This window comes from Sphingomonas sp. GW822-FHT03G08 (assembly GCF_058801135.1).
In genome coordinates this window covers 2,121,887-2,148,737 of the sequence record NZ_JBXAMZ010000001.1, presented here as the reverse complement: position 1 = coordinate 2,148,737, position 26,851 = coordinate 2,121,887, and the positions used below count along the sequence as shown (strand labels likewise).

Below are 26,851 nucleotides of genomic sequence, written 5' to 3'. Positions count from 1 at the left end.
GCCCGGGATTGGGCGGTCACGCATGCGATCGAAAAGCTCAGCAGGTGCCGGATTGCGGCTGCACGGTCGTCCCGGCGATGCGCAGGCAGGTCCCCGCGCGCCGCCTCGAAACCTCATTCCAGTAGCCAGCCTGGCGCCAGTCGTTGTGGAAGAAATCCAGCTCGCCCAGCACGGTGAGGCCCAGGGCGTCCGCGGGAACGGAAATGGTGCGCCGCCAGCCCGCGGTCTGGACACCGCTATGCCAGCTTCTGTCCTCGGTCTCCTCGCCGACACCCCGCGGCTGCTGCCATCTGACGATGAACCGGCCCCGGTACCCGCCGTCGTGGCGCAGCTCGATCGCGTAATTGTCGAGGGTCCTGCAACTCGGTACCGCGAAGGGACCATCGTAGCGGGCATGGGCCAGCTCGCCGGTCAGCAGGTTGACCGTATAGCCGATCGGCAGGCCCGGATTGTCCCGGGCGAGCTGGCTGCCGCTCTCGATGATGTCCTTCACCTGCCGGTCGTTGTCCGGACCATGGGCGACGACCCGCGCCGCATGTTCGGCGCCGCCGCCAAGGACGATGACCCCGAAGCGCGAATTGTTCGCCACGCGCCGCGCGTGCGCGTTGACCTGCCCCTTGGCGCCGGTCCCGCCCGTCGCATAGTCGAGCGCCGCTTTCGCGTCCGCTTCGGTGACGGAGGCATCGGTCTCCATGCTGACCAGGATGAGCCGGCCATAGGCGACGCTGCTCACATAGCCGGGCAAGCGGGCAGGGCCGAAGTCGCTGCGCAGCCGCGCGATGCCGACATCCCTGCGGAAGAAGCCTGCGACGTTGCGCGGGCGGTCGACCCCGACAGTATAGAAAACCTGCCGGAAGACCGCGAGGTAGGTCGCCCTGGACTGGTCGCTCGACGCCGAGAGCATCGCCGAAGCCCGGCCCCCGGCCCATTGCGCGCTGAAGCCCAGGCCCGCCGCGGCCTGCTGCGCGTTGTAGGAGCGCGTCCTGCGGTAGCTGACGATCGCCGGCGCCTGATAGCCTCGCCCGGCCGGGCCGGATAGCCAGGCGCTGACGACGCCGTCGACCGCGGCATGGACGGTGCCCGCACTCGGCTGCTGGACCAGGAACCGCGCATCGGCGCCGAGGCCGGGCAGCGAGATGTTCAGGGCGAGGGGCGGGCGCGGGTAGCTGGTGACGGTCGGCCGGCCCTGGGCGAGCCGCTGGTCGACGACCAGGATCGCCCCGGGGTAGATCCGGTTGGTGTCGGCGGACAGGATCGCAAAGGAATCCTCCAGCTGGCTGCCGCTGAGCTCCTGCGGTTCACAGACGATCGTCTGTACCTGTGTCTCGCGGCGGGAAGCGGGCGGCACGGCCGGTGCCGCGAGCGACAGCAGCTGGGTCGCATCGCGCGGCAGGCCGAGCAGGAAGGACTCGACCGGATCGGCGACCTGGGCCGCGACGCCCGGGGCCAGGGCGAGAAGCATTGTCGCTGGCAGGATGGCACGCATGAGTGGCTGTCCTTTCATCGGTTGGAGCGCGCGGACGGCACAGCCGCCGCATCAGGTGTTCACGCCGGCAGCAAAGCGCCCGGCGCGGCGGGCGCCGGTTCCCCGCGCAGCACGCGATCTGCCCCCGCTGCGCGGCCGCATGGTCAGGTCCGGCGCTGCCGGCGCACCCCTCGGCAATACGCGGGTCCAGTGCTGCGGGCGCGGCTGCACGACCCTGTCCGCGACCCGCCAACAGGTTCGGCAATAAGGGGCCGGGGTGATCGGCAAGCAGTGCTTAAGGCCCTGCCAATCATCAACTGCTCTGGCCCGGCTTTCCGGTGGGCAATATTCTTGGTCGACCGGCACATGCTACGTGCGGAGGACCGATCTGCAACGTAACTTTGGTGGCATATCCTCCCTCCTAGGCGACGCGGCAGCCACCATTGCGCCCGAACTTGCGTTCGCGCGCGCGGCGGAGTGGATGGAAGAGGCCGCTCGCCTTTTCTCGCATCCGGCGTTCGGTGCGGCGCTGGTCCGGCTCGGCGGCAACCTGCTTGCGATCTCCGAGGCGAACCGGTCCTGCGCCCGCGCGATCGGGCAGCATCGCCGCTACGGCGTCGCGGCGCTGGTCGTCTATTTCGACGGGCGCTTCCGAAGCGGGCTCGGGCCGGCGCCGACCCGGGCGATGCTGACAGGGCTGGCGCAGCGGGCGGGGCTGGGCACCCGCCGGGGCATCGGGGCGATCCTCGACGTGCTGCTGCACTTCGGCTTCGTCTGCGAGGCGGCCCTGCCCGATGCCCGGTCGCGCCGCCTGGTCCCCGCCGCGCCGCTGACCGATTATCTCACGGCCGGGCTCGCCGCCCGGCTCGACGCGGCGGCCCTGCTCGGCCCCCTGCCGTCCGCCGCGGGGCAGCCCGATCGGATATTGCCGGTCTATCTCGACCAGCTGGTCGCGCCGCTCCTCGCCGAGAACCGCATGCCGCGGCAGGCCTTTCCCGAGCTGGCGCCCTTCGCCGACCGCGTGGCGGGATATATGCTGCTCTTCCATCTGCTGGCGTTGTCGGAACAGGCGCCACCGGGCGCGCCGGTCGCGATCCGAGTCGGCGATCTCGCACGCCGGCTCCACGTCTCGCGCATGCAGGTGGCGAAGATCCTGGCGGCGGCGGCGCGAGCCGGCCTGTGGACGACCCATTCCGGGCCGGCCATAATCTGGAACCCGGAAATCCATCACCGGCTGAGGCTGTTCGCCGCGGTCGAACTGGCGCGGGCGACCTGCGCGGCCCAGGCCTGCATCGCCGAATCCCCCGCCTGACCCACCGATGCCCGCGTGCCACCGGAAGCACGAAACGACCGGCCCGGCCGCGCCTTAGCGCGCCCGCCATCTTGGTCACTGCGCCACGACGCGGATTCCAAACAGGCTAATCGCGCAGCAGGCCCCGCCATCCGCCCGCCGCCATCGCCCGTGCCTCGGCCACGCGGCGACGGACCCGCGACATCAGATAGTCCGAGCGCCCCTTCCAGTCCGTGCGAACCCGTTCCTCGCCATAGAGCGCCACGGCCATCTCGCGATAGGATGCGCCTGCCGCGAGCGCGTCGCCGACGCGCAGCGTCTCGAGGCGCCGGGGCAGGCCTGGCTCGGCCGGGTAGAGCGGTCGCGCGAAGCGGCCGGTGCGCCACAGGCTCAGCATGCGCCGCAGGGTCAGCACCGGCGCATCGATGCGGGTCAGCCCCGACAGCAGATAGTCGAGCCGGGCCGGCCCTTCCTCGACCAGCGTGCCCTCGACGACATCGATGCGGATGCGGTGCCAGCCGTCGGACAAAGCGACGTGCTCGCGGCCGCCGCCGCGCACGATCGTTGCCCAGCGCGCCAGGCGGGCCAGGTCGATCGCCTCGGGATCCGCGCCGCCGCTCGGCATCGCCCGGACCTGTAGCACGAAGGGGTCGAGATCGGCATGCCAGAGCAGCCGCGCCTGCGGTGCCGCGCGCGCGGCATGCTCGGCGAAAGCACAGCCCGAAAGCTCGGGCATCCGCCTCCATCTCGAGATGGGGTGCCGCTGCGCCGACACGCCGCAGCCGCGCGCTTACCTCGGCATAGGCAGGATCGCGGCGCAGCCACTCCCAGGCGAGGCCGGCGCGGTCGATGCCCGCCAGCGCGCGGTAGGGCGCGCCGTCGCGCCAGTCCGGACGGACGTCAGCCGCGGGCCCCATCGCCCGCCCATCGGGGCCAATGCCATGCCCAACAAAGGCTAGACCATGTTTCCGGCCACCCGAATTTGCCCAGCCGCCCGACTGGGGCTAAACAGGCGGCCTTATCGATCCGACCGCGGCGGCGATGGGAAAGCGCCATGCGCGGGCAGGGCAGGTGTCGATCACGGGCGCAGCGGCTTGGGGCGCGTCCTTCATCGGTACGGCGTCCCCCATGGTAATTGCGACAGCACAACAATTCGCGCTTGCGGTCGAGGCCGCCGCGAGCTTCGGCGAACTCGGCCGCCTGGTCGATGCGATCACCCGCGAGATGGGCTTTCGCTGTTTCGCGCTGACCCACCATGTCGACATGTGGCGGGCGCCGCATCCGGCGATCCGCATCCACAATTATCCGCCGGACTGGGAAGCGTTCTTCGACGCCGAGGGGCTCGGCCGCTCGGACCCAGTGCACCGGGCGAGCCACCTGCGCAACCTCGGCTTCCCCTGGGCGATGCTGCGCGAGCTGATCGACCTGACAAGGCGCGACGAGGACATTCTGCTGCGCTCGAAGCGTGCCGGCCTCGCGGACGGCTATACGGTGCCCGCGCACCTGCCCGGCGAGGCGCAGGGGTCGTGTTCCTTCGCCACCGTCCATGGGCGAAGCTACCGCGTCGAGTGGATCCCGCTCGCCCAGTTTGTCGGTACCGCCGCGTTCGAGGCGGCGCGCCGCCTGTCGGGCATGCGCCGCACCGACCTCCACCGGCCGCGGCTCAGCGACCGCCAGCGCGACTGCATCTACTGGGCAGCCAGGGGCAAGTCGGAGTGGGAGACGGCGCAGATACTCGGCATCGGGCATGGCACGGCAGTCCAGCACATGAAGGAGGCGCGGCGGCGCTACGGCGTCTTCAACAAGACCCAGCTTGCGATCCACGCCCTCTATGACGGGGCGCTCACCTTCACCGATGCGATGATCCCTTGAAACTCCCCATTTCTGGGGAATGGCCAGCACCGGCCGCCAGGCGCAGCATCGGGCCTCCACGACCAGGGGAGCCCGGAGATGCTGTTCACGCACGACGACGAGAGCGCCGCCAGCGACAAGGTGATGCGCGCGATGTTCGAGGCCAGGAAGCGCGTCTTCGTCGACCTGCTCGGCTGGGACCTGCCGATCCTGGCCGGCCTGTACGAGGTGGATCAGTATGACGACGCGCATGCGCGCTACCTGATCCTCACCGACCCCGACCAGAACCACCTGGCCTCGGCGCGCATCCTGCCGACGACCGGACCGCATATCCTCGGCGAGCTGTTTCCCGAACTGTGCGAGGCATCCGTGCCGAGCGGTCCCGACACCTGGGAGATCTCCCGCTTCTGCCTGGAGCGCAGGCTGCGCGCGCCCGAGCGCCGGCGCTGTCGCGACGCGCTGGTCACCGCGCTGGCGCACTATGCGCTGGCCAACGGCATCACCACCTATACCGGCGTCGCCGAGCAGGGATGGCTCGAGCAGATCCTCGCGTTCGGCTGGCAGGCAGAGCCGCTCGGCCGGCTGAACCGGATCGGCACCATGGCGCTCGGCGCGCTGCGGATCACCATTACCCCGGATACTCCTCGCCTTCTCGCGGCGGGCGGCATCCAGGCCCCCGCGATGCTGGACCAGGCGGCAGCGTGATGGCGGCCCGGCTCGAGACCGCACCCCGGCACCAGACGGCGCCCGATACGGCGCGGCACCTGCTCGACCAGGGCTATTGCGTCCTGCCCAACGCTCTCCCGGGCGCGACGATCAAGGCGCTCGACGAGGACCTAGCCCAGTGCTTCGCCGACACGCCGTTCTGCCAGGGCGGCTTCTACGGTGAGCGCACCAAGCGCTTCGGGCGGCTGCTCGCCCGCAGCCCCCGTGCCGCAGCGCTGGTCATGCATCCCGAGGTCCTCGGGCTCGCAGCCCAGGTTCTCGGCCCCTGGTGCGACTGCATCCAGCTCAACCTGACCCAGGCGATCGCGCTGCACCCGCAAGCACTGCCGCAGCTGCCGCACCGCGACCAGGACATGTGGCGCGGCCCCACCGGCACCATCGAATATCTCGTCAACGTGATGTGGCCATTCACGCCCTATCGCGAAATGAACGGCACCACACTGCTCTGGCCCGACAGCCACGGGACCAAGGCGCTCGAGCCGAACCCGGACACCGACCCCATCGCGCTCGAACTCGACCCCGGCGACGCGCTCGTCTTCCTCGGATCGACGCTGCACGGCGCCGGCGGCAACCGCAGCTTCGCCACGCGCCGGGGCGCAATCATCAGCTACTGCCTGGGCTGGCTCAAGCCTTATGAAAACCAGTGGCTCGCCTATCCGCCCGACGTCGCGCGCCACTTCCCGCCCGAGCTCGCGGCACTGGTCGGTTATCGCCAGCACCGGCCCAACCTCGGCAATTATGAAGGCCAATGCCCCTCGATCCTGCTTCGCGACACACCCAAACACGCAATCGGCGCGGTCGATGCGCTGCGCCCGGACCAGCAGGCGCTGATCGCGGCGCATGTCGCCAGGCAGCGCGCGGGAGGATAGGCCATGAGCCCCGGCGCCACCTTCGAGCGCGTCTACAACGAGCTCAAGCGCATGCTGGCCGAGGGCGAGCTGCCACCCGGCAGCCCAATCGAGCCCGCCGTAATCAGCAAGCAGATCGCCTCCAGCATTACGCCCATTCGCGATGCGCTGCACCGGCTCACAGGCGAGCGGCTGGTCGAAGCGCCGAACCACAATGGGTTCCGCGTGCCACTCCTCACAGAAGCGGGGCTCCGCGATCTGTATAATTGGAATGGCGTGGTCGCCAGAGCAGCAGCGAAACACGGAACACTTGGGCTAGGAGAAATTGAGCGCCCTATCTCCGACGCAGATGTTCCCAGATGCACGGCAGCCCTCTTCCGCGACATCGCGAACCGAACAGGGAGCTCCGAGATCATCGTTGCGGTCGGTTCACTCAACGACCGCCTCGCGCCATTCAGGCGGGCCGAGGTAATGGCTCTCGGCTCTGGGATGGGTGAGCTGATAGGGTTGGCGAGTGTCGTTGCCGTGGGCGACCGGACGGCGCTGATGGGTGCGATAACGCGGTATCATCGCCGAAGGGTTGCAGCGGTTATTCGAATCGTCGCGCAGGCGACGAATGCTCTGGTCAAATAGCTGGTCGGAGAATGCGCGGGCTGTTCTCGGACGAAGAAGCCAGCCTCGCCCGCAGGCGGCTGAAGTAACATGGATATGCGCCCGCGACGGGGGAAGATGAGACCGATGCCCGCCCCCTGGTCCGGCGGTCAGGCGGGTAAGAAGAGCGTCGATCGCGCAAGCGTCTCTGCCGCCAGCCCGACATACCAGGCATTCATGCGGCTGTCCCAGCTGCGCACCTCGACAAACGTCTTCCAGTCGAACTCATGGATGGCGATCAGCTGCCAATCCTCATCAATCCGCACAATCAGCAGATACTCGAACAGCTGTTTTCGCTATCGTCGTGGTCGGGATAGATCGTGCCGGTCTTGCGCCCGTCGAGCACGCCCTTGATCGAATAACGGTCACCGCGACGCGACAGCGCATCGACATTCTGTGTCCCCGTAGGCGCGGGTTGAAGGTTCGGGCGTCCGGGGGTTCCATTGAAGAACGACAGGGCGAGGCTCTCCGCGACCTGACCGACATTGGACGCAAGGCCGCGCCGCTTAAGCTCGGCTGCCACGCGCGCGCAAGCGTAGCAGTTCCAGATCAGCAAGCGCCTCGAGCCCATTGTCCGGATCTGCTCCGGTCATCGGAATGACGTTTTTCATGCTTCTTCCGCCCCCGTTTCTCTGATTGCCCCGAACGCTGCGTCGCTGACGATGAACGCGGTGATCCTCTCGATCAGCGTCTCGGTTGGCAATCGACCGCGTCCGCGCAGGGCACATTCCCAGATCAGCAGGCTGCGCCAGCCGACATCGCGCAGTCCCGACACGGCGTCGCTGTCGCGGCGACGGTTCGCTGCGATCTTCGTGGCCCAGAATTCGGTGCGGGTCGCCGGCATCCGGAACAGCGAACAGCCATGGCCATGCCAGAAACATCCGTGAACGAAGATCGCGGCCCGGTAGCGCGGAAGCACGATATCGGGTCGACCGGGAAGGTCGCGACGGTGCAGGCGATAGCGGAATCCGAGGCGGTGCAGCAGTTGCCGTACGATCAATTCCGGACGGGTGTCCTTGGCACGGACACGGCTCATATTGAGCCGGCGCTGGTCCGGCGTCAGTCTATCGGCCATCGCTCCCAGCGGCCTGTTCCGGGATGCCGGGCTCATCGTCGGGGAGAGATGTGCCAACCGCGAGATCAGAGGGGACCGAGGGGAACGCCGCCGACAGGGCGACGAAGGCGTCCGACCCGGAGGATACCACCGCGACACTATCGCGGAAGTGTTCGGCCAGGCTGGCGACGATGCCGGCGTGAAGGAGCCGCTCACGCTGCCGACCGATGAAAGTCATCAGGATTGGATGACTGCCGTCGTTACCCGCAACCGAGCGCAGCAGCACGAAATCTTTGCTGTCGAGAAAGGCGCAGGCGCTAGCGGTAATCTTACGGCCGCCCAGCCGCCAGTTCTTCCCGACCTTGCCGATGTTCCGCAGCTCGCGGTTTCCGTAACCACCATAGACGCAGATGAGATCGAGATCGTCGCCACCCGCAGCAAACAGACGCTCGCTCAGCAGCAGTCGTGCCGCCGGCGTCGTCAGCGCAATCGCCCGCTGTTTGCTCGTCGCGCTCAGCCGGTGCATCGAAAAGATGCCAAGATCGGACTCGGCGAGCGAGCGGACGACGATGATCTCGTCGCGCCTTCCCATCAGCGGCCTGCGCCAACAGCGCGAGGGTGATCCGCCGGTGTGGCGGCATCGCTGCCTGCGTCCGCGACCTCCCCAATCAGCTGGCGGCGCAGCGTCGCCGCCACGGCCTTTGCAAGAAGCGGCGGCACCGCATTGCCGATCTGGCGGAATGCCGGGTTCATCGTCCCAGCGAACCGGAAACCGTCCGGGAAGGACTGGAGCCGCGCTGCCTCGCGTACTGAAATCGGCCGTGCCTGGCGGCTGTCATAATGGATGTGGCTGTAGCCGTCCTTACCAAGATGAGCGAGCAGCGTGCGGGCAGGCGTTGAGGCTTCCATCTTGCGCCATTTGTTCGGGAATTTGCCAGCGTCATAGGGCGGCACGAACTTCCCTTTGAGCGCCTCCCATTCCTCACTGCCATCCGCAGGGCGCTCGGCCGTTGCCGCGAGCCGCTTGAGCTCGGCCTCGAACAGCTCAAGCGCATGCCGGTGCGCCTCAGGATACTGATCGCCCGGTTTCAGCCCGGCGAAAATCCGATAGTCGCGCGGCAGATACCGGATAACATGGTCGCGGACATGTCCGACACCTTCAAAGCCCTTCCAGCCGCGCATCATCTTCACATATTCGTGCTGCCGGTTGTGCCCGCCATAGGGCAGGTTGGCATCGAGCCGGCGCGTGCCGCGCCGCAGTTCACCCGATGCCAGTAGTTCGCGCGCAAGGATTTCAGGAAGATCGCTGATCGCCTGTTCAGCTGTGATCGCGGGCGGCAGCGTCTTTTCGGCCGCCGGCGCCGCCTTATAGGCGCTGCCACCGGCCGTCGGGGTCAGCAGATCGCCTCCGGTGGCCAGTTTGAGGGCAACCGCGCGCGAACCCTGATACCCCGAGGGGAGGTCGATCCAGTGAGTCGGAGCCGGGAGTTCGACATCGTCGGCGATCTCCCTGCGGATAGCGATCAGGATCATCCGCTCACGCATCTGCGGCACACCGTAGAACGCCGCGTTCAGCAGTGTGTAGCGCACGACATAGCCCTTGCCGGCCAGGATCTCGCCGATCTCGGCCGCGAGATTATGACCGCCATGGTTGAGCATGTCGGGGACATTCTCGATGACGACCGCAAGGGGCGCGCAAGCCTCCACATAGCTCAGATATTCGATATAGAGCCGCGCGCGGGGATCGTGCCGGAAGGCCTCGGGGTGTTCAGCGACCTCGCGCAGCTTCGAGCGGCCGACGCGCGCGAATGCCTGACAGGGCGGCCCGCCGACGATGACATCGAACGCCGATGACGTCGGTCCGAGCCCGAGTGCCCGGGTCAGATCTTCCGGGGACGTGGCAGTTATATCGCGAGCGATGCTGTGCCGGTCTTCGCCCCCATGGAAGTTGAGGCCGTGCGAGCGCGCGGCATCGGCGTCAAATTCAACTGCGGCGGCGATATCATAGCCGGCGGCCTGAAATCCGAGCGAAATCCCGCCACAGCCCGAGAAGAGGTCGAGCACGCGCGGCTTCGCGCCGGCGCGCAGGCGCTGGATCTTCTGCCGGATGAGTCTGGGATCGGCACTCATGGCCGTCCCGTTCCGAGCGGCAGTTCCGACTGGCCGGTGCGCGTCGACAGATAATGAAGCACGGCCTGTCGGATGACCCAGGCCGATGATACGTCATTAGCAGCCGCGACCGCCTGCACCTGACGATGCACGGGCTCGGGCAGCAGAACAGTGCTGCGGACGGTCTTTCCAGTGGTCACGGTGTTCGGACTCCTTGCCTTTCGATACACCAGTCCGCACCAACATGCACCACTTTACATCATCTGCCCCCAACCGAATGAAACCGGATCGGTTGCAAATGCCAACAGCCTTATAGAAATGGCCTAATTGCCGTCCGGCGCGACCTGCGCTTATTCTGCTTTCAGTCCGACTCCGGTGCGCGTCGGCAATATTGAAAATTAAATGCCAAGACACCGGAGACTTCCGTTGCGCCCCGTTGAAATCAATCCTTCCCCGCGTGCGCTGCTCCGGTCACTGCGTGGTCTCGGCTATTCGCCGGAAACGGCGCTTGCCGATCTGATCGACAACTCGCTCGCCGCCGGTGCCCGCTCTATCGAGATCCGGCTCGACTGGCGCGAAGGCGATCCTCTCGTCGAGATTCTCGACGACGGCGCCGGCATGCGTTTCGAGCGGCTGATCGAGGCGATGCGCTTCGGCGGCGAGGGACCGGATGCCGAGCGTGAGGGTGACGATCTGGGACGCTTCGGGCTCGGGCTCAAAACGGCGTCACTGTCGCAATGCCGGGAGCTAACCGTTGCATCGCGCCGTGATGGGGCCGTCGCGCGGCTAGCCTGGGATGTCGATCGGGTCAGCGACGGATGGTGCGCCGACGCCCCAGATACCTCACCGCCCGGCGAGCTTGCCGCTGCTTTCGAACGAGCGGGCGACGGCACGCTTATCAGCTGGAACCGGATGGACCGGCTCGGCGGTCTCTGGGGTCTGGACCGTGACGGGTTCAACGACCGGATCGCCAGCATTCGTGCGCATCTCGCCATGACCTTCCACCGGTTTCTGAGCGGGGAAGCACGGCGGCTCGCGATCGGCGTCAATGGCCTCGCGCTGAGCGCCTGGGATCCGTTCTGTCGGCGGCACGATGCGACCATGGCCCTGCCGCGCGACATCATCCGCGGACCGGAAGGGACGATCGCCGCACGCCCCTACATCCTGCCGCACCGCGACCGATTCGCCAGTGAACGCGAGTGGGAGGAAGCGGGCGGGCCGGGAGGCTGGGTCGAGCGCCAGGGGTTCTATGTCTATCGCGGCGACCGTCTGGTCTCGCCGGGCGGTTGGCTCGGCCTCGGCGGTGCGCGCGCCTGGACGCGCGAGGAATCGAGCCGGCTCGCCCGCATCGCTCTCGATCTTCCGGTTGCGATGGATGAGGCATGGCGAATCGACATACGTAAATCGCTGGCTCGTGCGCCTGTCTGGGCGCGCGCCCGGCTTGTCGGCATCGGCACCGACGCCCGCCGCCGTGCTCGCGAGGTCTTCGCCTGGCGTGGCACCGGCCAGGTCGGAACGCGGAAGCGTGCGAAGGATGAGAGCGAGATATGGCCATGGGAGGCACGGAGCGGAAAAACGGTGCCTCGATATCGTGTGCGCCGCGATCATCCCGCAGTTGCGATGGTCGCCGAACTGCTCGGCGATGACGCGCGGCTGCTCGAAGGTCTGCTGTCATCGCTCGAGCTGACTGTTCCTGTCGAGCGCATCTGGCTCGATGTCGCCGAACAGGGTGGGGCGGAATCGGGCGAGCCGGCGGCAGCCGAGATCGCCGAATTGGCGGCGCCGCTTGCCAGCCTCGTGCACAGCATGAACAACACCGATGAAGCCGGGGACCGTCTCGATTCGGTATTGCGCTCGCTGGGGGTGACATCGGCGAAGCTACGGGCGGCGGTGATCCGAAAGCTGGGGGAGAAGTGACACGATGGATCCGGTGACTCAGCTTGCCAACACCGCTCGGGTCGCGCTCGGCCAGCGCGCCAGCGACCGCACGCTCAGCGTCGAGGAAATCCGGGCAGTGGTGGCCGCCTCTGCACCGCTGGTCGCGTTCACCACCGGCCAGATGATCGGCGATCCCGAAATCGAGGCCGCCACCCGCGATCTCGAGGCGCTGTTCGTGGTTGCGCAGGGTCCGTCGATCCGGCTTCAGAGCGATCAGCTGCCGCCGCCCTGGTATCTGGGCGAGGCACGGCGGCCGGGCGACTATCTCCGGCGCTATCTCCAGAAGCTCGCCGAGGATGGCTGGGCGCCCCGCGCGCTCGAGGTGCTCGAGGAAAGTACCTCCGAGGTGATGGAGCTGATCGACGATCCGAAGCGGCCCGGACCATGGGACTGGCGCGGCCTCGTCGTCGGCAATGTTCAGTCGGGAAAGACCGCCCATTATGCCGGACTGATCAACCGCGCTGCCGATGCCGGCTACCGGGTCATCATCGTGCTCGCCGGCATGCATAATGTTCTGCGCCGCCAGACCCAGCTGCGCCTCGACCAGGATTTTCTCGGCTTCGATACGGCCGGGGTCAGCGGCACCGGCGGGCGCCGTCCGATCGGCGTCGGCATGCTGCCGGGGCCGGTGATGCTGGTCGACAGCCTCACCACCTCGCAACTGGGTGGCGACTTCAACCGTACGGTCGCGCAGAACTCCAATTTTGCGCCCGGCGAACGCCCGTTCATCTTTGTCGTCAAGAAGAATGGCGGCGTGCTCAAGAACCTCAACCGCTGGATCGCACGCCTGCCGGCGCCTTCGCGCGACGCGCCGCTGCTGGTGATCGACGACGAGGCCGACCAGGCCTCGCCCGACACCGGCGATCAGGGTTTCCTCGCCGACGGCAGCTTCGATGAGGATTACGATCCCAAGCGCATCAACGGCGAAATCCGCAAGCTGCTCGGCGCGTTCAGCCGCAGTGTCTATGTCGGCTATACCGCGACGCCGTTCGCCAACATCATGATCCATGACGAGCGCACGGCTGAGGATTATGGCGCCGACCTGTTCCCTTCGACCTTCATCGTTTCGCTGTCGGCGCCCGATGATTATTTCGGGCCGCTCGCCGTATTCGGGCGCGACGATGACGCAGACTCGGTCGGGCTGCCGGTCATCCGGCACCTCGATCAGACCGCTGAGGGCTGGATCTCCGATCCGCATGACAAGACATTGCGGCCGGTGTGGCGCGGCGAGGCACGCGTGCCGCCGAGCCTCGCGGCGGCGATCCGCAGTTTCGTAATCGCATGCGCCGCGCGTGCAGCGCGCGGCCAGCTCAGCGCCCACCGCACAATGCTGGTCCATGTGTCGCGCTTCCAGGATGTCCACGACCTTGTGCATGCCCAGGTCGAGACCGAGCTGCGCGTAATCCGCAATGCAGTCGCTGCCGCCGACCCGGTCGAGCTGGGCGGGCTCGAGCGGCTGTGGCGCGAGGATTTCGAGCCGACCACCGAGGCGATGATGCCGACCGTGTTCGGGCGCTCGGTCCGTGCCGTCAGCTGGGATGAGGTTGCGGTGCGACTCTCCGCGGAGATCGACCGGATCCAGGTCGCGGTCGCCAATGGCCGCAGCCGCACCGGCATCGATTATGACGCCGCCGAGGCCGCCGGGCAGAGCCTGTCGGTGATCGTCATCGGCGGCGATAAACTGTCGCGCGGGCTGACGCTGGAGGGCCTGTCGACCAGCTATTTCCTGCGCATCTCGCGGCAATATGACAGCCTGCTCCAGATGGGCCGCTGGTTCGGTTACCGACGCGGCTATGCTGATCTCTGCCGGCTCTACACCACGCCCGACATGGAGGCCTGGTTCCGCCATCTGGCGACGGTCAACGAGGATCTGCGCGCGCAGCTCGCGCATATGAAGATCACGCTCGCCCGACCCAAGGATTACGGGTTCAGCATCGCGACCCACAGCGTGATGACCGTCACCGCCGCCAACAAGCGCCGCTACGCGGTCGAGCGGCCGGTGAGCTATGGCGGCGAGGGCAAGATCCAGACCGTACAGTTCCGCGATAGCGACAATGTGACCGTCAATGCCGCAGCGATCGACGGGCTGCTCGAGGAGCTGGGCTCCCCCGATACCGATCCGCCGCGCCCCGGGGGTCGCGGAGTCGCATCGGGCCTCATCTGGCGCGGCGTTCCCGGTAGCCGCATTGCCTCGCTGCTCGATGCCGTCGCGTTCCCGCCTGAAAGCATCGATGTCGACGGTCGCCGGATGGGCGCCTATGTCACCGCGCAGCTCGCCCGCGGGGAACTCACTGACTGGACGATCTTCGTGCCCGCCGGCACGGGCGCGCCGGTCTCAGCCGGCGGACACGGCCTGCGCTCGGTGCGGCGTTCGCCGATCTCGACCAGCGATACGCGGTTCATCACCAAGTCGATCCTCAGTCCACTCGACGAGGCGATCGACCTGACCGATGATCAGTATCGCCGCGCACTCGAGGCGACCAACCGCATCCTGGAAGAGAAAGGCGAGCCGCCCGCCGACCGTCCCTCGGGCCCGCAGATCCGAGCCGTCCGCGGTGACGATCCGCGCCGCGGCCTGCTGCTCCTCTATCCGATCGACCCGGCGAATGCCGGGCTTGGGCCGGGCACGCCGGTATACGGCGTAGTGGTGAGCTTCCCGCGCTCGCCGACCGCCGCGGCCGAATGGCGCCTGGAGAACTCCGTACAGCAGCGCGGCGCCTCATGAGCGGCGATATTGCCGGCCCTGCCGGGCCATTGGACCTGCTCGCCGCCTGGACCGCGCTCGGAGCGGTGGCGCCGGGCGACCGGCTGTTCCGCAGCCGACGGCTCGAAAGGCCGCATATCCTCGACTTGCGCGCCGCCCTCCGCGAGACCGATGGAGCGCCGTGCCTGATCGTGCGGCCGCAGAGCGCCGATGGAGGCCTTGCGCTGTTCGAGACTGCGGGGCTGAGGCTGTCGCGCGCCGCCGATCCGAGCGGCAATCTGCTCGTCCTTTCGCTGGAGGAACCATCGCGCCGCGATCTGTTTGCCGAGGTGTGCAGCGATGTGGTGCGGGCACTCGTGCGCAGCGAGGATGAGGGTGAGCCCGATCTGCTGCCCGAACTCGGCGCACGCCTCGCGGCATGGCGTGCGTTCCTGCGCGATCAGTCCGGCGGACTGACCCGGCACGAGACGGTTGGGCTTATGGGCGAACTGCTGCTGCTCGAGGATCTGCTCGCCCGCACGCCGGATGCGCTGGCCTACTGGAAATCGCCTGACGATGGGCTTCACGACTTCGAGAACAATGGCCAGGCGCTCGAGGTCAAGACCTCGCTCGGCGCGGCGCGGCGGATCCATGTCACCGCGCTCGATCAGCTCGACCCCGCCGGCCTTGCGTCGCTCCACGTCGCGCATGTCCGCCTCGTCGAACAGGCAGATGGCGTTACGCTCGGGGCGCTCGCTGAGCGCATCGCCCGGCAGCTGGCGTCGGATCGCGACCGGCGGCAGTTCGCCAACGCATTATTGCGGCGTGGACTCGCGCCGGGCGCCGACAGCGATTCCGGCCCCGCGGTCCGGCATGCCGGCACCGAGTTTTATGCAGTTCGCGACGGCTTTCCCTGCCTCAGCCGGTCGGGCGTTCCGGTCGGAATCGCGGACGCTGTCTATCAGATCGAGGTACAGGCGCTGGGCGGCTTCCTCACCGATGTCGGGCATGCCATGAATGCCCTTGGGGTTAGGGCTGATGACTGACAATGCGACCGCGGACTTCGCGCGGACACTGGCGACGGAGATCGATGAGGCGCGCGACGATCCGTCCGTCGGCCTGCCATCGACGGAGGCGCTGTTCACCCGCACCGTCATCGACGCGCTCGAGGAAATCGGCCATTTCGAGGCGGCGTTCGATCTCGCGCAGGAGGGGCGGGTCGGCCGTTCGCCGTTCCAGATCAGCGGCTATGCGATCGATGAGGACGCGGGGCACCTGACGCTGTTCACGACGCATTATTCGGGCGATCTTCCCCCGCGCCGCGTGTCCGCGGCCGAACTGCTCAAGACCGCCGAGCGCGCCGGCACCTATGTCGCCGCCTGTATCGGCGGGCTCGCCGACCGGATCGAACCGTCAAACACCGAGGCGGGCGATCTGGCCCGCAGCGTCGCTGCACTCGGCGAGCGCATCGACCGGTTCCGTATTGTGGTGCTCACCGACGGCATCGCCGGCGGCGCACTGCCCGCGACTATCGAAAGCCACGGTAAGGCGGTCGCGCTCGAACTCTACGACATGGTCCGGCTGCACCGCGTACTGGGCGAAGGTCAGACCCGGGCCGACATCGATGTCGATCTCGTCGCGCTCGCCGGCCACCGCATCGCCTGCCTGCCGGTGGCGTCGGGCGCCGGTCACTATGAGGCGTTTCTCGCTGCTTTTCCCGGTGAGACGCTCTCGCGCATCTACGACCGCTACGGTACGCATCTGCTCGAACTCAATGTGCGCGCGTTTCTAGGGCTTTCGGGCCGGAAGTCGGTCAATGCCGAGCTCAGGCGCACGCTGGTCGAACAGCCTGAGATGTTCCTGGCCTTCAACAACGGCGTAGTCGCGACCGCCGACGAGGTCCGGCTCGAACACGAGGGCGGGGCGGTATTCCTGACGGGACTGCGCGGCCTGCAGATCGTCAATGGCGGGCAGACCACCGCGTCGCTCCACCGCGCGCGGCGCAAGGAGAGTGTCGACCTCGGGTCGGTTGAGGTGCCGGTCAAAATCATCCGCGTGACCGAGGGTGATCTTGAGGAAATGGTGTCCTCGATCTCGCGTGCCGCTAACCGGCAGAATACCGTCCAACAGGCCGATTTCTCGGCCAGCGATCCGTTCCACCGGGAAGTCGAGACGCTGGCGAACAACGCATGGCTCGAATCCGGCCGGGGCCGCTGGTTTTACGAGCGCGCCCGGGGATCGTGGCTCGCCGCCGAGCAGAAGGCTTCCTATCGCACGACCGAACAGCGGGCCTTCCGGGAACAGACGCCCAAAGCCCGGCGATTCGGCAAGCTCGATCTCGCTCGATATCTTTCTGCGTGGGACGGTTATCCGTGGCGTGTTGCTTTCGGCGGCCAGAAGAATTTCCAGGCTTTCATGCAGCGCCGCAAGGAGCAGACTGCGCCGGCGCCCGATGCGGCGTGGTTCCGGCGCCTGATCGCGCTCACCATCCTTTACCGGACCACCGAAAAGCTGGTCCGGGCGATGAAATTTCCGGCCTATGGCGCTAACATCACGGCGTATCTCGTTGCAGCGCTCGGAGTGCGGACCGGCGGCCGGATCGACTTTGATCTCATATGGCGGCAGCAGCGCCTTACGCCTGAGCTGGAGGCGCTGCTCACCGCCTGGGCGCCGAAGGTCGATGACGCCCTCCGCGCAAGTGTCGGAAGCCACAATCCGACCGAGTGGTTCAAGAAGGAAGACTGCTGGGTCGATATGCGTAGCCGGCTGCCGGCACTTAGCGATCCCCTCCCACCCGAGCTCACCGGCGCGCCGACGGGCAGCGGACCCGCTATGGCGGACCAAGCTGTGTCAGGACTTAATGTCGCGGACTATACCCGGATCGAGGAGTGCATGCGCATTCCGTCGTCCGTTTGGGTGGCGACGGCGGAAGCAGGTCAGCGCAGCGGGATACTGCATTTCAAACTCGCCGGCGTCTGTATGACGCTCGCCAATTACGCGGCCGGCGGCTGGGCGCGCCGGCCCTCGGTCAAACAGGCGAAGCACGGGCTTGAAAGCGTCGCCAAGGTGCGCGCCGCCGGGCTATTCGACGAGGATCAGCGCGAGGCGTAATGACTCGCCAAGCGCGCGCTTGCGCTCTTCTGAATCTTCCGCAGTCGATCCCTCGGCGGCTAGTTGCAGTCGATTGCGAGTATCTTCATCGCTCGCGTACTCGAGTTTATCAATGAGGTGGGAGCAAATCACCTTATCTTCATCGAACTCAATTCCACGGCCTTTCCAAGGCTCCAGTTCCACCGGTTCCCTGCTCGCCAGCTAACATCGGGCCTAGACATCCCTTCTTGTCCTGGACATGCTTCTTCAAGCTGCTACGGAGGGGGAATGCGGGCACCGTCATTTGTAGATCTGTTCGCCGGGTGCGGCGGCCTCTCGCTTGGGATGCAGCGCGCCGGCTGGAAACTTCGCCTAGCGGTTGAAGGACATGCCGACCCATTCTCGACACTGAAGCACAATCTTATTGATCGGGCTGGCGCGAGCGCTTCGTGGCCCGCTTCGATCCCGTGCACCCCCCACGACATTCAGGCACTGATCGCATCCCATCGCGAAACCCTGTTAAACTTGGCCCACGAAATCGACCTGATTGTTGGCGGTCCGCCGTGCCAAGGCTTTTCGACAAACGGCCGAAGGCAGCCTGAGGACCCACGCAATCAGCTGGTGTTCAGTTATCTTGAGATGGTCTCGATCCTACGGCCGAAGCTGCTTCTGATCGAAAACGTCCGCGGGTTCACCTCGATGGAACACGGGGACGCCGAGACCTACTCCGACTTTGTGGCGGCAAGCCTGCGGAGCATGGGATACGACGTATGGTCTCAGATCGTCATGGCAGCGGAGTGGGGCGTACCCCAACGCAGGCCACGTTTCCTCCTGATCGCCAGCGCATCCGGTTCGTTGCTCGGGATCGATCCGTTCGAGCGCTTAAGGACCGCGCGCAGACGCTTTCTCGACGCGAGGGGAATTGGCGGCGCTGCGACTTCGGCGGCCGAAGCGCTGTCTGACCTAGAGGTTGCCGGACAAGACCTAGTTCCCGATTCCGAATTCGGCCAGCTAGGATTTATGCAAATCGGAGCGCTCGTCCGGACCGAGTTGACTCCATATCAGAGACTCATGCGCGATGGCCATTATCACCTGCCATCCGACCTTCGCCTTCCGCGGCACACTCCGCTAGTTCGCTCAAGGTTCCAAGAAATACTCAATACCTGTCCAAAAGGACGATCGATATCGCTGGCCGATCGAGCACGCCTTGGAATACGCAAGCGAGCAACCACGCCCATCTCACCCTCGATGCCCTCTCCGACGGTGACAACCCTGCCGGACGATATGATCCACTACAGCGAACCGCGGGTGCTGACCGTCAGGGAAATGGCACGCCTGCAATCGTTTCCCGACTGGTTTTCCTTCAAGGGACCATACACGAGCGGCGGTTACCGGCGGCGCAACGCCTGCCCTCGATACACACAGGTCGGAAACGCCGTCCCTCCTCTGCTCGCAGAAGCAGTGGGGGAGACGCTATTTGGCCTCCTGGGCAGCATCCAGGCCCACCGCGGAAGCGATGGAACGGATGTTCATGACATGGATCGCGAGATCGTTACGTAATCTTGGAAAGTCCGCCAGCGTGATAGCGGGCTTTGACTCTGACACTACAGACCACCCATTCTCCGTTCGCGTCTCAATCGCGTGAGCGAGGCGGTTTCGCGGCTCCAGAACCGCCGGATCATATTCGGCGAGCGTCTTTCGCTGCGGGGCACATCGCTCGTCCCCCTTCAATATCGACATAGCCAGCTTCCAGAGAGTGAAGCTTGTTACAGAACGATTTTTGAGCTTCTCGTGAAAGCTTGCGCAACCCTCGTAGCCCCTCTTTCCAGCATCCCGAGAGGAGACGATGAGGCTATCCAAAGCCGCTTCCACTGCGGCACGCTGGTCGCCTTCCATATTCTCGTAGCTATGAAGGATCAGTGTTCTGAAGTCGTCGTCGCATCGACCAACAACCCCCATCGCAAGTCCGCGCATCGCCTCTAGGCGGGAAAGGCGCCTCATGACTTGGTCGATGTGGTTCGCCAACTTCTCCGCCAAGTCAGGCCTGTTGAAGCAGTATACTCCATCGATGCCACCCTCGTAGACCATCTGACGAAGTTCACCCGGCTTCTTACCACTGTAGAAGATGATATCGGTAAAGCCGAAATGCCGACGCACCTGCTGCGCGACCCAGTCTCCGTTCTGACCCGGATCTCCAAGATCATAGTCCACTACCACTAGATCAAATTCATCGAATAGCTCCTGCTCCTTGCCAAGCTTCTCGACGTCGCGCCCGTCTGGGACCATCCGGATAAAAGGGATGAATCCCACGGTTCGGAGGTGCTCTTCGATTTCCTCGACTTGAGTCCGCACGTCGTTAGGCTGGTTCTCGAACCAGAGAATCCTGAAATCCAGTCTCACTTCTACTTCCCCCCCCGAGGCAGGCGAATTACGAACTGCGCCTTGCCATCAGCCCGGTCCGGATCAAGTGCAATACTGCCGCCGATCTGCTCAAGAACATATTTCACATGATAGAGGCCTAATCCAGATCCACGCACCGAGCCACTGTATCCGCGCTCAAATATCTTTGCCGGATCAATCTTCTTCTCGTCTATCCCTCGCCCGTCATCCGAGACGACAATCTCAAGGATTCCGGTTCCAGCCTTACGCGTTACGAACTTGATGTCACGAGCATCTGCCTTCGCAGCATTGCTGAACAGGTTATCGACAACAATGGCTATGTCGATTGGGCTAAAGCTCATCTCTTGCGACAAACCGTTCGTGTCAAACGCCGCTTTCCGGATATCGCCGTAAAGCGTCGCGATCTTGGTCGAATACTCCTCAAGATACTGAATGATATCAGCATCGATCTTGTCTGCGTTGAGCCGGAAATTGGCCTGGGTCGCAATGCGCGTAACCGCCAAAATCCGACTGTTCTGCCAGCTGATCTGCTCCAGATCGTCTTGAACAGATTCGAGTGGGGGTGATGCCTCACCCAATCGCCGAAGGCTACGGCGCACGAGGGCCTGAACCTCAGTGGCATAGATGATGACCTGATGATGCATCAGCGTGAGGTCGTCATCCTCGCGCTCTTGCGCATTGAGCAGCATCTGCGCCTGCTTCTCAACACGCTCCAGCTTGGCGGTCGCACTCTCTGCCTTCAACTCGGCAGCCTTGGCCCGCTGCTCCGCCTCCTTTCTGGCGGCCGTCTCACGCTCAGCTACTTCCCGTGCCTCTTCAGCCGCACGCTTCTGCTCTTCATATCGCTGACGAGCGCGTTCAATGCGGCCGAGAAGGGCTTCGTCACCCGCCTCCTGCGCGACCACGGAAAGGCCGGCCATCGAATCCTCGAACTCAGATGATCGCTCGTTTACGACGTCGATGAGGTCGCGATCGTAGTTGATGAGCTTAATGCTCTTGGCCCCCGCCAGGGCCTGCACGATCCGAATGATACGCGCCCGAGCGGTGTCCGATCGCAAGCCGCTCGAATCATCCCTTGCCTGATCAAGCGCGTCAGCCCAATTGACGTCCACCACATAGCGCTCAAGTCGCTGAACCACGTTCTTCATTACGAAGTCGTAGAGTGCAACGGTCGCCGGCGTTTCAATCAGGCCGGCATTGCGGCTCGAAGTTTCCGCAAAGGTGCCAGGCGGCGCCTGGACATCGATCTTGCCGAGAATGTCGCGGAGACCGAGATATCTGCTGACGCCCTGCTGCTTGCGCCTGCCGATGCCGAAGGTGTCATCCGTTGGTTCACCTACGGGGAAAATTCGGAACCCATTCACGAAAAGAAAGACGTTTCCGAATTGGACTGGCTGAACGCCCATCCTACCGGTAAAAGTGTGCTTTGCGCTTCTATTCAGGAAATATAAAACTGCCTCGACGCTAGTTCCGTCGAGCAATCCCAGTGATTTTGGGAGCGATTCCTCGATCTCATATATCAAAGCACCTCTGTCATGCAGAATGCTTCGAATCTTTGGGCCTTCAATGGAAACGGATATCTTTGCCGTCTTCTCTTCGAGAAGATCGATAATATCGTTTCCAACCAAGCCATTTAGGTCGGACCAGCTCTTATTCAGAACCTGCGTCGTCGTGATTTTGGCCCCGCGTGTGGTTTTGAACGGGTCGATTAGCTTCGCTAAGTACGCTCGCAGCGACCGGATTTCGTCATAGCCCCATTCCTCCCGCAAGCCTCGGATGACGAGCATGGTCCCGCTCTTCGCGGGCGGCTTGATCCGCTGCGCTTTAGGAAACTCTTTGACCGCAGCCAGAGTTGTGTCGATCGTCGCAAATTCGCGTTTTGCGTCCTGCTCGAAGCTAGTCCAGTCCACACGGAGGTGCTCGATTTTATCGGCGCCCAGACCCCGCGAATAGAGATCAAGCTTCGAACCGATCCGATCACACGAAAAGCGACCGATGCCCTTGTTGCCGGCATACCCCCTTCGCTGGGATATCTCGTCTCTGTAATCTCGTGGAAGGTTCGCATCCTCCTCGCCCGTGCGCTTCGCGGAATAGGCGACGAACAGCCACTTCGACAGGATATCGTCCCTCGACATCCCCTTGCCGTCATCCACGATAATGATGGCATCTTCGTCAAATTCGATTGCAACGTTCTTAGCGTGGGCATCGAATGAGTTCTTCACGAGTTCAAAGATCGCGACAGAGTTGTTGGTGATGAGATCGCGCCCAATAATATCCTTGAGAGCGGAACTGATCCGGAACTTCTGCTTCGTGGCCATGGCTATGTATTAGCAATGGAATCAGGTGTGTCGAGGCTGGGTCCAGAAGCACGACGAAAATTAATGGCACGGTTCAAGAGCCGGGATACGAAACCGGAGATGGTCGTGCGCAAGCTGCTGCATCGCCATGGCTACCGCTTTCGTCTGCATCGACGCGACCTACCTGGCACTCCCGATCTCGTGCTCCCCCGACTACGCACCGCCGTGTTCGTTCATGGGTGTTTCTGGCATCAGCACGCGGGCTGCAGAGTGGCAAAGGTACCAAAATCAAGGGAAGAATTTTGGCTCGAAAAGTTTGCGCGCAATAAAAATCGCGATGAAGAGGTCGCACGCAAGCTTGCAGAGACGGGCTGGAAGGTTGTGGTCATCTGGGAGTGCGAGACGAAGGGCGACTCCGCTGAGCCAGCTATCCTGAGCAAAATGGGATTTGAGCCGGAGGACGCCACCTAGAGGGGGCGTCGGCCTCGGCGCCTCCAGTCCATTCCATTCTGGGGACGCCGAAAATCGGTGTCCGCTGTCGGGCACCAGAAGAAGGCTGGTAGGGCTGCTCGCCTCCGCCATCAACGGAACTAGCACTCTCTGCACGCAAGGTGCGCGCTGGTGTCAGCGCCAGCCTGATTTATGCAGCTAAGGATCGCTCAAGGACCGCGATGTGCTCCTCGCAAATGACCTGCACAGATCGACCAAGCGCTTCCACACGCTCGGCCAGCCAAGCCAACTCCTCACCGCTAATGCGATAGTGCTTCGAATAACGAGCCTTCACATAAGCCTCCTTGAGCCTCTCGAAGCGTCCACGGTCGGCCCGTGTGTCGCGCGGCCACGCATCGACTAACCGCGGATCAATCCGTTCCGCCTGCGTGCGCAAGAAGCCTAGATTGTGAACGTGCGGTGTGTAGAAGGTGCAGACCAGCAGAACGCAATGGTACAGACGTTCGACAGTCTGATGGAGGTCGAACGCTGCGTCTTTCAAATTTCCATGTTCAATATGGAATTTGGCACCGTCGAAGCGCTTGTTTGCTGCAGGAAACCATTCCGCGAAATACTCCTGCGCCATCGCCAGCGCCTGCTGCGGTGTCTTCGGCTTGGGCTCGTGCAGCTCGGTGCCGTCGCTCTCGTACAGCGCGATCCCGTCCCGGGCGACATCCATGAAGAAGTAGCGCCCATGCGCCAACCCGTCGTTCACCTCGTGCAGGGTGTGCACGATGAAGTTGACCGGGGTGCGCAGCGTCTTGGTGACCGCAAGCTCGCGGTTCAGCCGGTCCTCTGCGTTCGACCAGAAGGCGGCGCGGTCGGTCAGCTTCTCGTGGTTGACGATTATCAGCAGGTCGAAGTCGGACTGATAGCCCTTGGCGGTGTGCGGTTCGTCGACCCAGCCGCCGCGGGCATAGCTGCCGTAGAGAATGACCTTGAGGATGCGCGCCTGGCGCTTCCAGTCGACCGTGGCGGTCGCGGTCGCGTCGCGGAATTCCTCGAACAGGATCTGCACCACGCGCTCGAGCTCGCGCTGCTTGGCGGGTGGCAGATGATCGAGATCGGTACGCATGCGCGGAATCCTAGAGTGCCGGGGCGGCGATGCAACCGCCGGAAGGACGATCAAGCGCCATTTCCGAGCGGTCGTCCATCAGCGTCCACCGGCGTCGAGATCGCGGCCGAGCCGCACGAGCGCGCTCGCGAGCAGCCGTTCGACCTCGTCCACGCCGATGCCGAGCCGCTCGGCGACGGTGACAAAGTCGTGCTCGTCGACGGCATGGAGCAGGAACACCGCCTGCTCCGGTGCGGGCAGTGCGGCCACCGCGGCGCCTACGCGCGCAACCAGCCTGGGATCGATATCGGACATCGGAAACGCTCCTTCCAGCCGGCCCGAGGGGACCGGAGGAGACGCACACCGGGCACGCCATAAGCGGTGGCCCGCACCAAAGGGCGAAGCGAAGCGGAGCACCCGGCATCGCCGGGTTGCGGGGCACCGCGGCGCGCCCGACAGGCGGCGCCCGGTCCCGGCCGGCGGGGAGCGCACGACATGGCTGATGCAGGTGTTGCGAACGCCTGCGAACTGACGCAGACTCGCCCCTGCAGCGCGGTTTCGAGCCGGCAACGCGCTGCGGAACTGACCGCCAGGCATCAAGCGCTTCCGGCCATCACGGTCGGAGGTAATCTCCAAGGCACCGCCCGGCACGAGACAGGCTCTCGTGCGATCGCTTTCCTTTGTCCGCGCCTCGCGCGGCGGCAGCTGCTCGCGGTAGCGCATGCGGCGGCCCGACGAAGACCCCTGCGAGGCATCCGGTGGTGGCGGCACCGGTCAGCTGCGCCTGGACGCGCTGTACCGCGAGCAGGCCCCCCGCCTGCGCCGCTGGCTCGATGTGCGCCTGCGCTCGAGCGAGGAAGCGAACGACCTGGTGCAGGACGCGTTCGCGCGCCTGCTCGGCTCGGATGCCCGTAACGGGCTGCGCCAGCCCGAGGCGTTCCTCAACCGGATCGTGCGCAACCTGCTTATCGACCGCTCGCGGCGCGTCTCCAACCGCACGCCGCACGTGCCGATCGACGAGGTCAACGCGCCGGCGGCGCGTGCCACCCAGGAAGATGGAATCGAGGTCGCCCAGATGCGGGAACGCTACCGAGCGGCAGTCGCCGCGCTGCCGCCGCGCACCCGCGAGGTGTTCGTGCTGCACCGCCTCGAGGGCCTGGGCTACAAGGAGATCGCGACTCAGCTCGGCATCAGCGTCCGTACCGTCGAATGGCATATGGGCGAGGCGCTGCTGCGGATCGGCAGGGACCTGAAGCAATGACCATGTCGGAAGACCAGGCGGAGGAAGGCGACGACGCGCTCGCGCGCGAGGCTGCGCACTGGTTCGCGCGGATGCGGGGCCCCGATGCCGATGCCAGCCGCGCCGAATTCGAGGCATGGCTCGCGCAAGGGGCGGAGCACCGGGTCGCCTATAACGACGCAGCCGAAGTCTTCGCGCTGGGCAAGTTGCTCGCCGAACCGGGCGAGCCTGCCCCCACGCTGCCGCACGCGCAGCCGCAGCCGCAGCGGCTACGCAGGATGCCGGCAGTGGCACTGGCCGCATCGGTCGCGCTGGTCGCGGGCGTCGGCGGCTGGGTCGCGTGGCATCCAAACCGCTCGGCCCCGTCGGGCGAGGAAGCCGTCGCCGCCACGACCGACCATCGCAGGATCTCGACGGTCGCCGGGGAAAGGCGCGTGGTGCGGCTCGCCGACGGGTCGATGGTGCATCTTGGCGACGGCACCATAATCGACATCGATATCGCCGCCCGGCAGCGCGACCTGAGATTGCTCCAGGGCCAGGCACGCTTCGAAGTCGCGCACGAGCCGCGTCCCTTCATTGTCCATGCCGGCGGCGGCAGTGTCACCGCGCGCGGCACGATCTTCGAAGTCGCGCTTACCCGCACGGGCAAGGTCGACGTCCGCCTGCTGCAAGGCGCAGTCGATGTCGCGCTGCCGCGCCCGGCGCCGAGTGCGCCGCCCGCCGTCCGCAAGCTCGCGGCGGGCGAGGGCGTCTCCTTCGCGGCGCAGCCGATATCGCCCGAGCCGGCGGCCACGCCGGCAGGCGCCGCGCCTTCGCCCTCGACCGCGGAGCGGGACTTCGAGGCGACGCCCGTCGCCGAGCTGGTCGCGCTCGCGAACCGTGGCACCCGGCGTCCGATCCGGCTGGACGATGCCTCGCTCGCCGGACAGCGCGTGTCCGGGCGGTTCCGGATCGACGATACCGAGCTGCTGGCGCGGCGGCTCGGGGCGCTGTTCGGACAAGACGTGGATGCCAGCCACCCCGGCGAGATCGTGCTGGCATCGACGAAGGAGGTTCCCCGAGCGGGGACGCGGGGAGACTGACAACCGGGGCCGGTGACCGGCGAGCGGCTTCCAGCGGGCATGTGCGGTGACCGACCAGCGCGATATCGAGCGCAATTCCCTTCTGCGACAATCGGCGTCCTCTGTGGCATCGGTGTTGCCCGGACCGGGGCGCACTGATGATCGGCGATATTCCGGTGCGGTAGCGCCCGGCCGCCGGCGGTCGCGATCGCGGTGACCCCATGGGGCATACGGTGCGCGAGGCCGACGCACCTGCGCGACGAGGTCGGGCGTCACGGCAGGTTCGTGGTGGGAAAAGCCCGGGCGGGCTCTTCACCTGCCATGCGGATCGCCATCTCGGCACGACGTACCTATGGCTGGGCGGGATCAACACGTCCAACCTGGTTCCAGCAGCTGCAACCGCCCATGTGGGCCGCGACCGGAGGCGAGCCCGCACTTGCGCGGCGGGAATCATCCATGTCCGCAATCGGTGCGTGACATGCTGCCCGCGACAGGATGATGGGCCAGCGATGTCCCATACCAGAAAGCTCCCTGCGATAGTTCACAACGCCCTGCGGGAGCTCCTTTCCCTGCTTCTTGCTGCCGGCGTCGCCGCCGCCTGCTA

The 26,851-nt window shown here is 65.4% G+C and carries 26 protein-coding genes and 1 pseudogene; 13 read left to right on the top strand and 14 right to left on the bottom strand.

From position 1 onward, the window contains the following. Nucleotides 1–37 precede the first annotated feature (37 nt). Nucleotides 38–1,462, bottom strand: coding sequence for a thiol-activated cytolysin family protein (locus AC1RJ5_RS09805; protein WP_493113080.1), 1,425 nt, complete (start codon nucleotides 1,460–1,462; stop codon nucleotides 38–40). 484 nt (nucleotides 1,463–1,946) lie between these two features. Between AC1RJ5_RS09805 and AC1RJ5_RS09800 the strand changes: the two genes are divergently transcribed. After that, on the top strand, nucleotides 1,947–2,777 hold the full coding sequence (locus AC1RJ5_RS09800) for a hypothetical protein (protein ID WP_493113078.1): 831 nt from the start codon (nucleotides 1,947–1,949) through the stop codon (nucleotides 2,775–2,777). A 106-nt stretch (nucleotides 2,778–2,883) separates the two neighbouring features. Here AC1RJ5_RS09800 and AC1RJ5_RS09795 read toward each other — a convergent pair whose 3' ends face one another. Continuing rightward, complete coding sequence (locus AC1RJ5_RS09795) at nucleotides 2,884–3,492, bottom strand: DNA -binding domain-containing protein (RefSeq protein ID WP_493113076.1); 609 nt, start codon at nucleotides 3,490–3,492, stop codon at nucleotides 2,884–2,886. Nucleotides 3,493–3,523: 31 nt separating this feature from the next. Further along, nucleotides 3,524–3,673: pseudogene (locus AC1RJ5_RS09790) on the bottom strand (transcriptional regulator domain-containing protein); the annotation flags it as partial. A 211-nt stretch (nucleotides 3,674–3,884) separates the two neighbouring features. On the opposite strand from AC1RJ5_RS09790, the gene AC1RJ5_RS09785 reads away from it, so the two are divergent. The 4 genes from AC1RJ5_RS09785 (at nucleotide 3,885) to AC1RJ5_RS09770 (ending at nucleotide 6,814) form a co-directional block, all read left to right on the top strand. Beyond that, nucleotides 3,885–4,628, top strand: a complete 744-nt coding sequence (locus AC1RJ5_RS09785; RefSeq protein WP_493113074.1) for a LuxR family transcriptional regulator — start codon at nucleotides 3,885–3,887, stop codon at nucleotides 4,626–4,628. A gap of 78 nt (nucleotides 4,629–4,706) precedes the next feature. Then, a complete protein-coding gene (locus AC1RJ5_RS09780) occupies nucleotides 4,707–5,312 on the top strand; it encodes an acyl-homoserine-lactone synthase (protein WP_493113072.1) in 606 nt (201 codons plus the stop codon). Then, on the top strand, nucleotides 5,312–6,202 hold the full coding sequence (locus AC1RJ5_RS09775; protein WP_493113070.1) for a phytanoyl-CoA dioxygenase family protein: 891 nt from the start codon (nucleotides 5,312–5,314) through the stop codon (nucleotides 6,200–6,202). Before AC1RJ5_RS09780 ends, AC1RJ5_RS09775 begins: the two co-directional genes overlap by 1 nt. Nucleotides 6,203–6,205: 3 nt before the next feature. Then, nucleotides 6,206–6,814 (top strand): GntR family transcriptional regulator, encoded by a 609-nt coding sequence (locus tag AC1RJ5_RS09770; RefSeq protein ID WP_493113068.1) that lies wholly within the window; start codon nucleotides 6,206–6,208, stop codon nucleotides 6,812–6,814. A 128-nt stretch (nucleotides 6,815–6,942) separates the two neighbouring features. Here the strand turns inward: AC1RJ5_RS09770 and AC1RJ5_RS09765 are convergent, their stop codons facing one another. Genes AC1RJ5_RS09765 through AC1RJ5_RS09740 form a run of 6 tightly spaced genes read right to left on the bottom strand, consistent with a single transcriptional unit; the run spans nucleotide 6,943 to nucleotide 10,195 of the window. Continuing rightward, nucleotides 6,943–7,098 carry a hypothetical protein gene (locus tag AC1RJ5_RS09765; RefSeq protein WP_493113066.1) on the bottom strand — a complete coding sequence of 52 codons (156 nt, stop codon included), beginning with the start codon at nucleotides 7,096–7,098 and terminating at the stop codon, nucleotides 6,943–6,945. Between the two features lie 2 nt (nucleotides 7,099–7,100). Next, on the bottom strand, nucleotides 7,101–7,388 hold the full coding sequence (locus AC1RJ5_RS09760; protein ID WP_493113064.1) for a hypothetical protein: 288 nt from the start codon (nucleotides 7,386–7,388) through the stop codon (nucleotides 7,101–7,103). Nucleotides 7,389–7,439: 51 nt separating this feature from the next. Then, nucleotides 7,440–7,907, bottom strand: a complete 468-nt coding sequence (locus AC1RJ5_RS09755) for a very short patch repair endonuclease (protein ID WP_493113062.1) — start codon at nucleotides 7,905–7,907, stop codon at nucleotides 7,440–7,442. After that, nucleotides 7,897–8,478, bottom strand: a complete 582-nt coding sequence (locus AC1RJ5_RS09750) for a hypothetical protein (protein ID WP_493113060.1) — start codon at nucleotides 8,476–8,478, stop codon at nucleotides 7,897–7,899. The genes AC1RJ5_RS09755 and AC1RJ5_RS09750 overlap by 11 nt, the downstream gene beginning before the upstream one ends. Continuing rightward, on the bottom strand, nucleotides 8,478–10,016 hold the full coding sequence (locus tag AC1RJ5_RS09745) for a DNA cytosine methyltransferase (protein WP_493113058.1): 1,539 nt from the start codon (nucleotides 10,014–10,016) through the stop codon (nucleotides 8,478–8,480). Before AC1RJ5_RS09745 ends, AC1RJ5_RS09750 begins: the two co-directional genes overlap by 1 nt. Next, nucleotides 10,013–10,195: a ribbon-helix-helix domain-containing protein gene (locus AC1RJ5_RS09740; protein WP_493113056.1), complete on the bottom strand. Its 183-nt coding sequence runs from the start codon at nucleotides 10,193–10,195 to the stop codon at nucleotides 10,013–10,015. Before AC1RJ5_RS09740 ends, AC1RJ5_RS09745 begins: the two co-directional genes overlap by 4 nt. Nucleotides 10,196–10,421: 226 nt before the next feature. Between AC1RJ5_RS09740 and AC1RJ5_RS09735 the strand changes: the two genes are divergently transcribed. From AC1RJ5_RS09735 to AC1RJ5_RS09720, 4 genes are read left to right on the top strand one after another with little or no spacing between them, the layout of a single operon-like run. After that, nucleotides 10,422–11,912 (top strand): ATP-binding protein, encoded by a 1,491-nt coding sequence (locus tag AC1RJ5_RS09735; protein ID WP_493113054.1) that lies wholly within the window; start codon nucleotides 10,422–10,424, stop codon nucleotides 11,910–11,912. Nucleotides 11,913–11,916: 4 nt separating this feature from the next. After that, nucleotides 11,917–14,658 (top strand): Z1 domain-containing protein, encoded by a 2,742-nt coding sequence (locus AC1RJ5_RS09730; protein ID WP_493113052.1) that lies wholly within the window; start codon nucleotides 11,917–11,919, stop codon nucleotides 14,656–14,658. Beyond that, on the top strand, nucleotides 14,655–15,662 hold the full coding sequence (locus AC1RJ5_RS09725) for a PD-(D/E)XK motif protein (RefSeq protein ID WP_493113050.1): 1,008 nt from the start codon (nucleotides 14,655–14,657) through the stop codon (nucleotides 15,660–15,662). Before AC1RJ5_RS09730 ends, AC1RJ5_RS09725 begins: the two co-directional genes overlap by 4 nt. Further along, complete coding sequence (locus AC1RJ5_RS09720) at nucleotides 15,655–17,727, top strand: AIPR family protein (RefSeq protein WP_493113048.1); 2,073 nt, start codon at nucleotides 15,655–15,657, stop codon at nucleotides 17,725–17,727. Before AC1RJ5_RS09725 ends, AC1RJ5_RS09720 begins: the two co-directional genes overlap by 8 nt. Here the strand turns inward: AC1RJ5_RS09720 and AC1RJ5_RS09715 are convergent. After that, a complete protein-coding gene (locus AC1RJ5_RS09715) occupies nucleotides 17,698–17,910 on the bottom strand; it encodes a hypothetical protein (RefSeq protein ID WP_493113046.1) in 213 nt (70 codons plus the stop codon). The two genes, AC1RJ5_RS09720 and AC1RJ5_RS09715, sit on opposite strands and share 30 nt — an antisense overlap. An 84-nt stretch (nucleotides 17,911–17,994) precedes the next feature. Between AC1RJ5_RS09715 and AC1RJ5_RS09710 the strand changes: the two genes are divergently transcribed. Continuing rightward, nucleotides 17,995–19,266 (top strand): DNA cytosine methyltransferase, encoded by a 1,272-nt coding sequence (locus tag AC1RJ5_RS09710; RefSeq protein WP_493113044.1) that lies wholly within the window; start codon nucleotides 17,995–17,997, stop codon nucleotides 19,264–19,266. On the opposite strand, the gene AC1RJ5_RS09705 is transcribed toward AC1RJ5_RS09710, so the two are convergent. Continuing rightward, nucleotides 19,180–20,106, bottom strand: a complete 927-nt coding sequence (locus AC1RJ5_RS09705) for a hypothetical protein (RefSeq protein WP_493113042.1) — start codon at nucleotides 20,104–20,106, stop codon at nucleotides 19,180–19,182. The genes AC1RJ5_RS09710 and AC1RJ5_RS09705 overlap by 87 nt on opposite strands. Nucleotides 20,107–20,108: 2 nt before the next feature. Then, entirely contained in the window at nucleotides 20,109–22,424 is a 2,316-nt protein-coding gene (locus AC1RJ5_RS09700; RefSeq protein ID WP_493113040.1) for an ATP-binding protein, read from the bottom strand. 15 nt (nucleotides 22,425–22,439) lie between these two features. Between AC1RJ5_RS09700 and AC1RJ5_RS09695 the strand changes: the two genes are divergently transcribed. Then, nucleotides 22,440–22,874 (top strand): very short patch repair endonuclease, encoded by a 435-nt coding sequence (locus AC1RJ5_RS09695; RefSeq protein ID WP_493113038.1) that lies wholly within the window; start codon nucleotides 22,440–22,442, stop codon nucleotides 22,872–22,874. A 169-nt stretch (nucleotides 22,875–23,043) separates the two neighbouring features. Here the strand turns inward: AC1RJ5_RS09695 and AC1RJ5_RS09690 are convergent, their stop codons facing one another. Both AC1RJ5_RS09690 and AC1RJ5_RS09685 read right to left on the bottom strand, forming a co-directional pair. Further along, nucleotides 23,044–23,967 carry a HEPN domain-containing protein gene (locus AC1RJ5_RS09690; protein WP_493113036.1) on the bottom strand — a complete coding sequence of 308 codons (924 nt, stop codon included), beginning with the start codon at nucleotides 23,965–23,967 and terminating at the stop codon, nucleotides 23,044–23,046. A gap of 78 nt (nucleotides 23,968–24,045) precedes the next feature. Then, nucleotides 24,046–24,261 (bottom strand): sigma factor-like helix-turn-helix DNA-binding protein, encoded by a 216-nt coding sequence (locus AC1RJ5_RS09685; protein WP_493113034.1) that lies wholly within the window; start codon nucleotides 24,259–24,261, stop codon nucleotides 24,046–24,048. A gap of 406 nt (nucleotides 24,262–24,667) precedes the next feature. On the opposite strand from AC1RJ5_RS09685, the gene AC1RJ5_RS09680 reads away from it, so the two are divergent. Then, nucleotides 24,668–25,207 (top strand): RNA polymerase sigma factor, encoded by a 540-nt coding sequence (locus AC1RJ5_RS09680; protein ID WP_493113032.1) that lies wholly within the window; start codon nucleotides 24,668–24,670, stop codon nucleotides 25,205–25,207. Further along, a complete protein-coding gene (locus tag AC1RJ5_RS09675; protein ID WP_493113030.1) occupies nucleotides 25,204–26,268 on the top strand; it encodes a FecR family protein in 1,065 nt (354 codons plus the stop codon). Before AC1RJ5_RS09680 ends, AC1RJ5_RS09675 begins: the two co-directional genes overlap by 4 nt. Nucleotides 26,269–26,851: the final 583 nt, after the last annotated feature.

What these genes read in the sequence shown, in the direction of transcription:
- AC1RJ5_RS09805 (WP_493113080.1), bottom strand. Translation starts at nt 1,462, where the DNA reads ATGCTTCTCGCCCTGGCCCCGGGCGTCGCGGCCCAGGTCGCCGATCCG.
- AC1RJ5_RS09800 (WP_493113078.1), top strand. Translation starts at nt 1,947, where the DNA reads ATGGAAGAGGCCGCTCGCCTTTTCTCGCATCCGGCGTTCGGTGCGGCG.
- AC1RJ5_RS09795 (WP_493113076.1), bottom strand. Translation starts at nt 3,492, where the DNA reads ATGCCCGAGCTTTCGGGCTGTGCTTTCGCCGAGCATGCCGCGCGCGCG.
- AC1RJ5_RS09785 (WP_493113074.1), top strand. Translation starts at nt 3,885, where the DNA reads ATGGTAATTGCGACAGCACAACAATTCGCGCTTGCGGTCGAGGCCGCC.
- AC1RJ5_RS09780 (WP_493113072.1), top strand. Translation starts at nt 4,707, where the DNA reads ATGCTGTTCACGCACGACGACGAGAGCGCCGCCAGCGACAAGGTGATG.
- AC1RJ5_RS09775 (WP_493113070.1), top strand. Translation starts at nt 5,312, where the DNA reads ATGGCGGCCCGGCTCGAGACCGCACCCCGGCACCAGACGGCGCCCGAT.
- AC1RJ5_RS09770 (WP_493113068.1), top strand. Translation starts at nt 6,206, where the DNA reads ATGAGCCCCGGCGCCACCTTCGAGCGCGTCTACAACGAGCTCAAGCGC.
- AC1RJ5_RS09755 (WP_493113062.1), bottom strand. Translation starts at nt 7,907, where the DNA reads ATGGCCGATAGACTGACGCCGGACCAGCGCCGGCTCAATATGAGCCGT.
- AC1RJ5_RS09750 (WP_493113060.1), bottom strand. Translation starts at nt 8,478, where the DNA reads ATGGGAAGGCGCGACGAGATCATCGTCGTCCGCTCGCTCGCCGAGTCC.
- AC1RJ5_RS09745 (WP_493113058.1), bottom strand. Translation starts at nt 10,016, where the DNA reads ATGAGTGCCGATCCCAGACTCATCCGGCAGAAGATCCAGCGCCTGCGC.
- AC1RJ5_RS09730 (WP_493113052.1), top strand. Translation starts at nt 11,917, where the DNA reads ATGGATCCGGTGACTCAGCTTGCCAACACCGCTCGGGTCGCGCTCGGC.
- AC1RJ5_RS09725 (WP_493113050.1), top strand. Translation starts at nt 14,655, where the DNA reads ATGAGCGGCGATATTGCCGGCCCTGCCGGGCCATTGGACCTGCTCGCC.
- AC1RJ5_RS09720 (WP_493113048.1), top strand. Translation starts at nt 15,655, where the DNA reads ATGACTGACAATGCGACCGCGGACTTCGCGCGGACACTGGCGACGGAG.
- AC1RJ5_RS09710 (WP_493113044.1), top strand. Translation starts at nt 17,995, where the DNA reads ATGCGGGCACCGTCATTTGTAGATCTGTTCGCCGGGTGCGGCGGCCTC.
- AC1RJ5_RS09700 (WP_493113040.1), bottom strand. Translation starts at nt 22,424, where the DNA reads ATGGCCACGAAGCAGAAGTTCCGGATCAGTTCCGCTCTCAAGGATATT.
- AC1RJ5_RS09695 (WP_493113038.1), top strand. Translation starts at nt 22,440, where the DNA reads ATGGAATCAGGTGTGTCGAGGCTGGGTCCAGAAGCACGACGAAAATTA.
- AC1RJ5_RS09690 (WP_493113036.1), bottom strand. Translation starts at nt 23,967, where the DNA reads ATGCGTACCGATCTCGATCATCTGCCACCCGCCAAGCAGCGCGAGCTC.
- AC1RJ5_RS09685 (WP_493113034.1), bottom strand. Translation starts at nt 24,261, where the DNA reads ATGTCCGATATCGATCCCAGGCTGGTTGCGCGCGTAGGCGCCGCGGTG.
- AC1RJ5_RS09680 (WP_493113032.1), top strand. Translation starts at nt 24,668, where the DNA reads ATGCGGCGGCCCGACGAAGACCCCTGCGAGGCATCCGGTGGTGGCGGC.
- AC1RJ5_RS09675 (WP_493113030.1), top strand. Translation starts at nt 25,204, where the DNA reads ATGACCATGTCGGAAGACCAGGCGGAGGAAGGCGACGACGCGCTCGCG.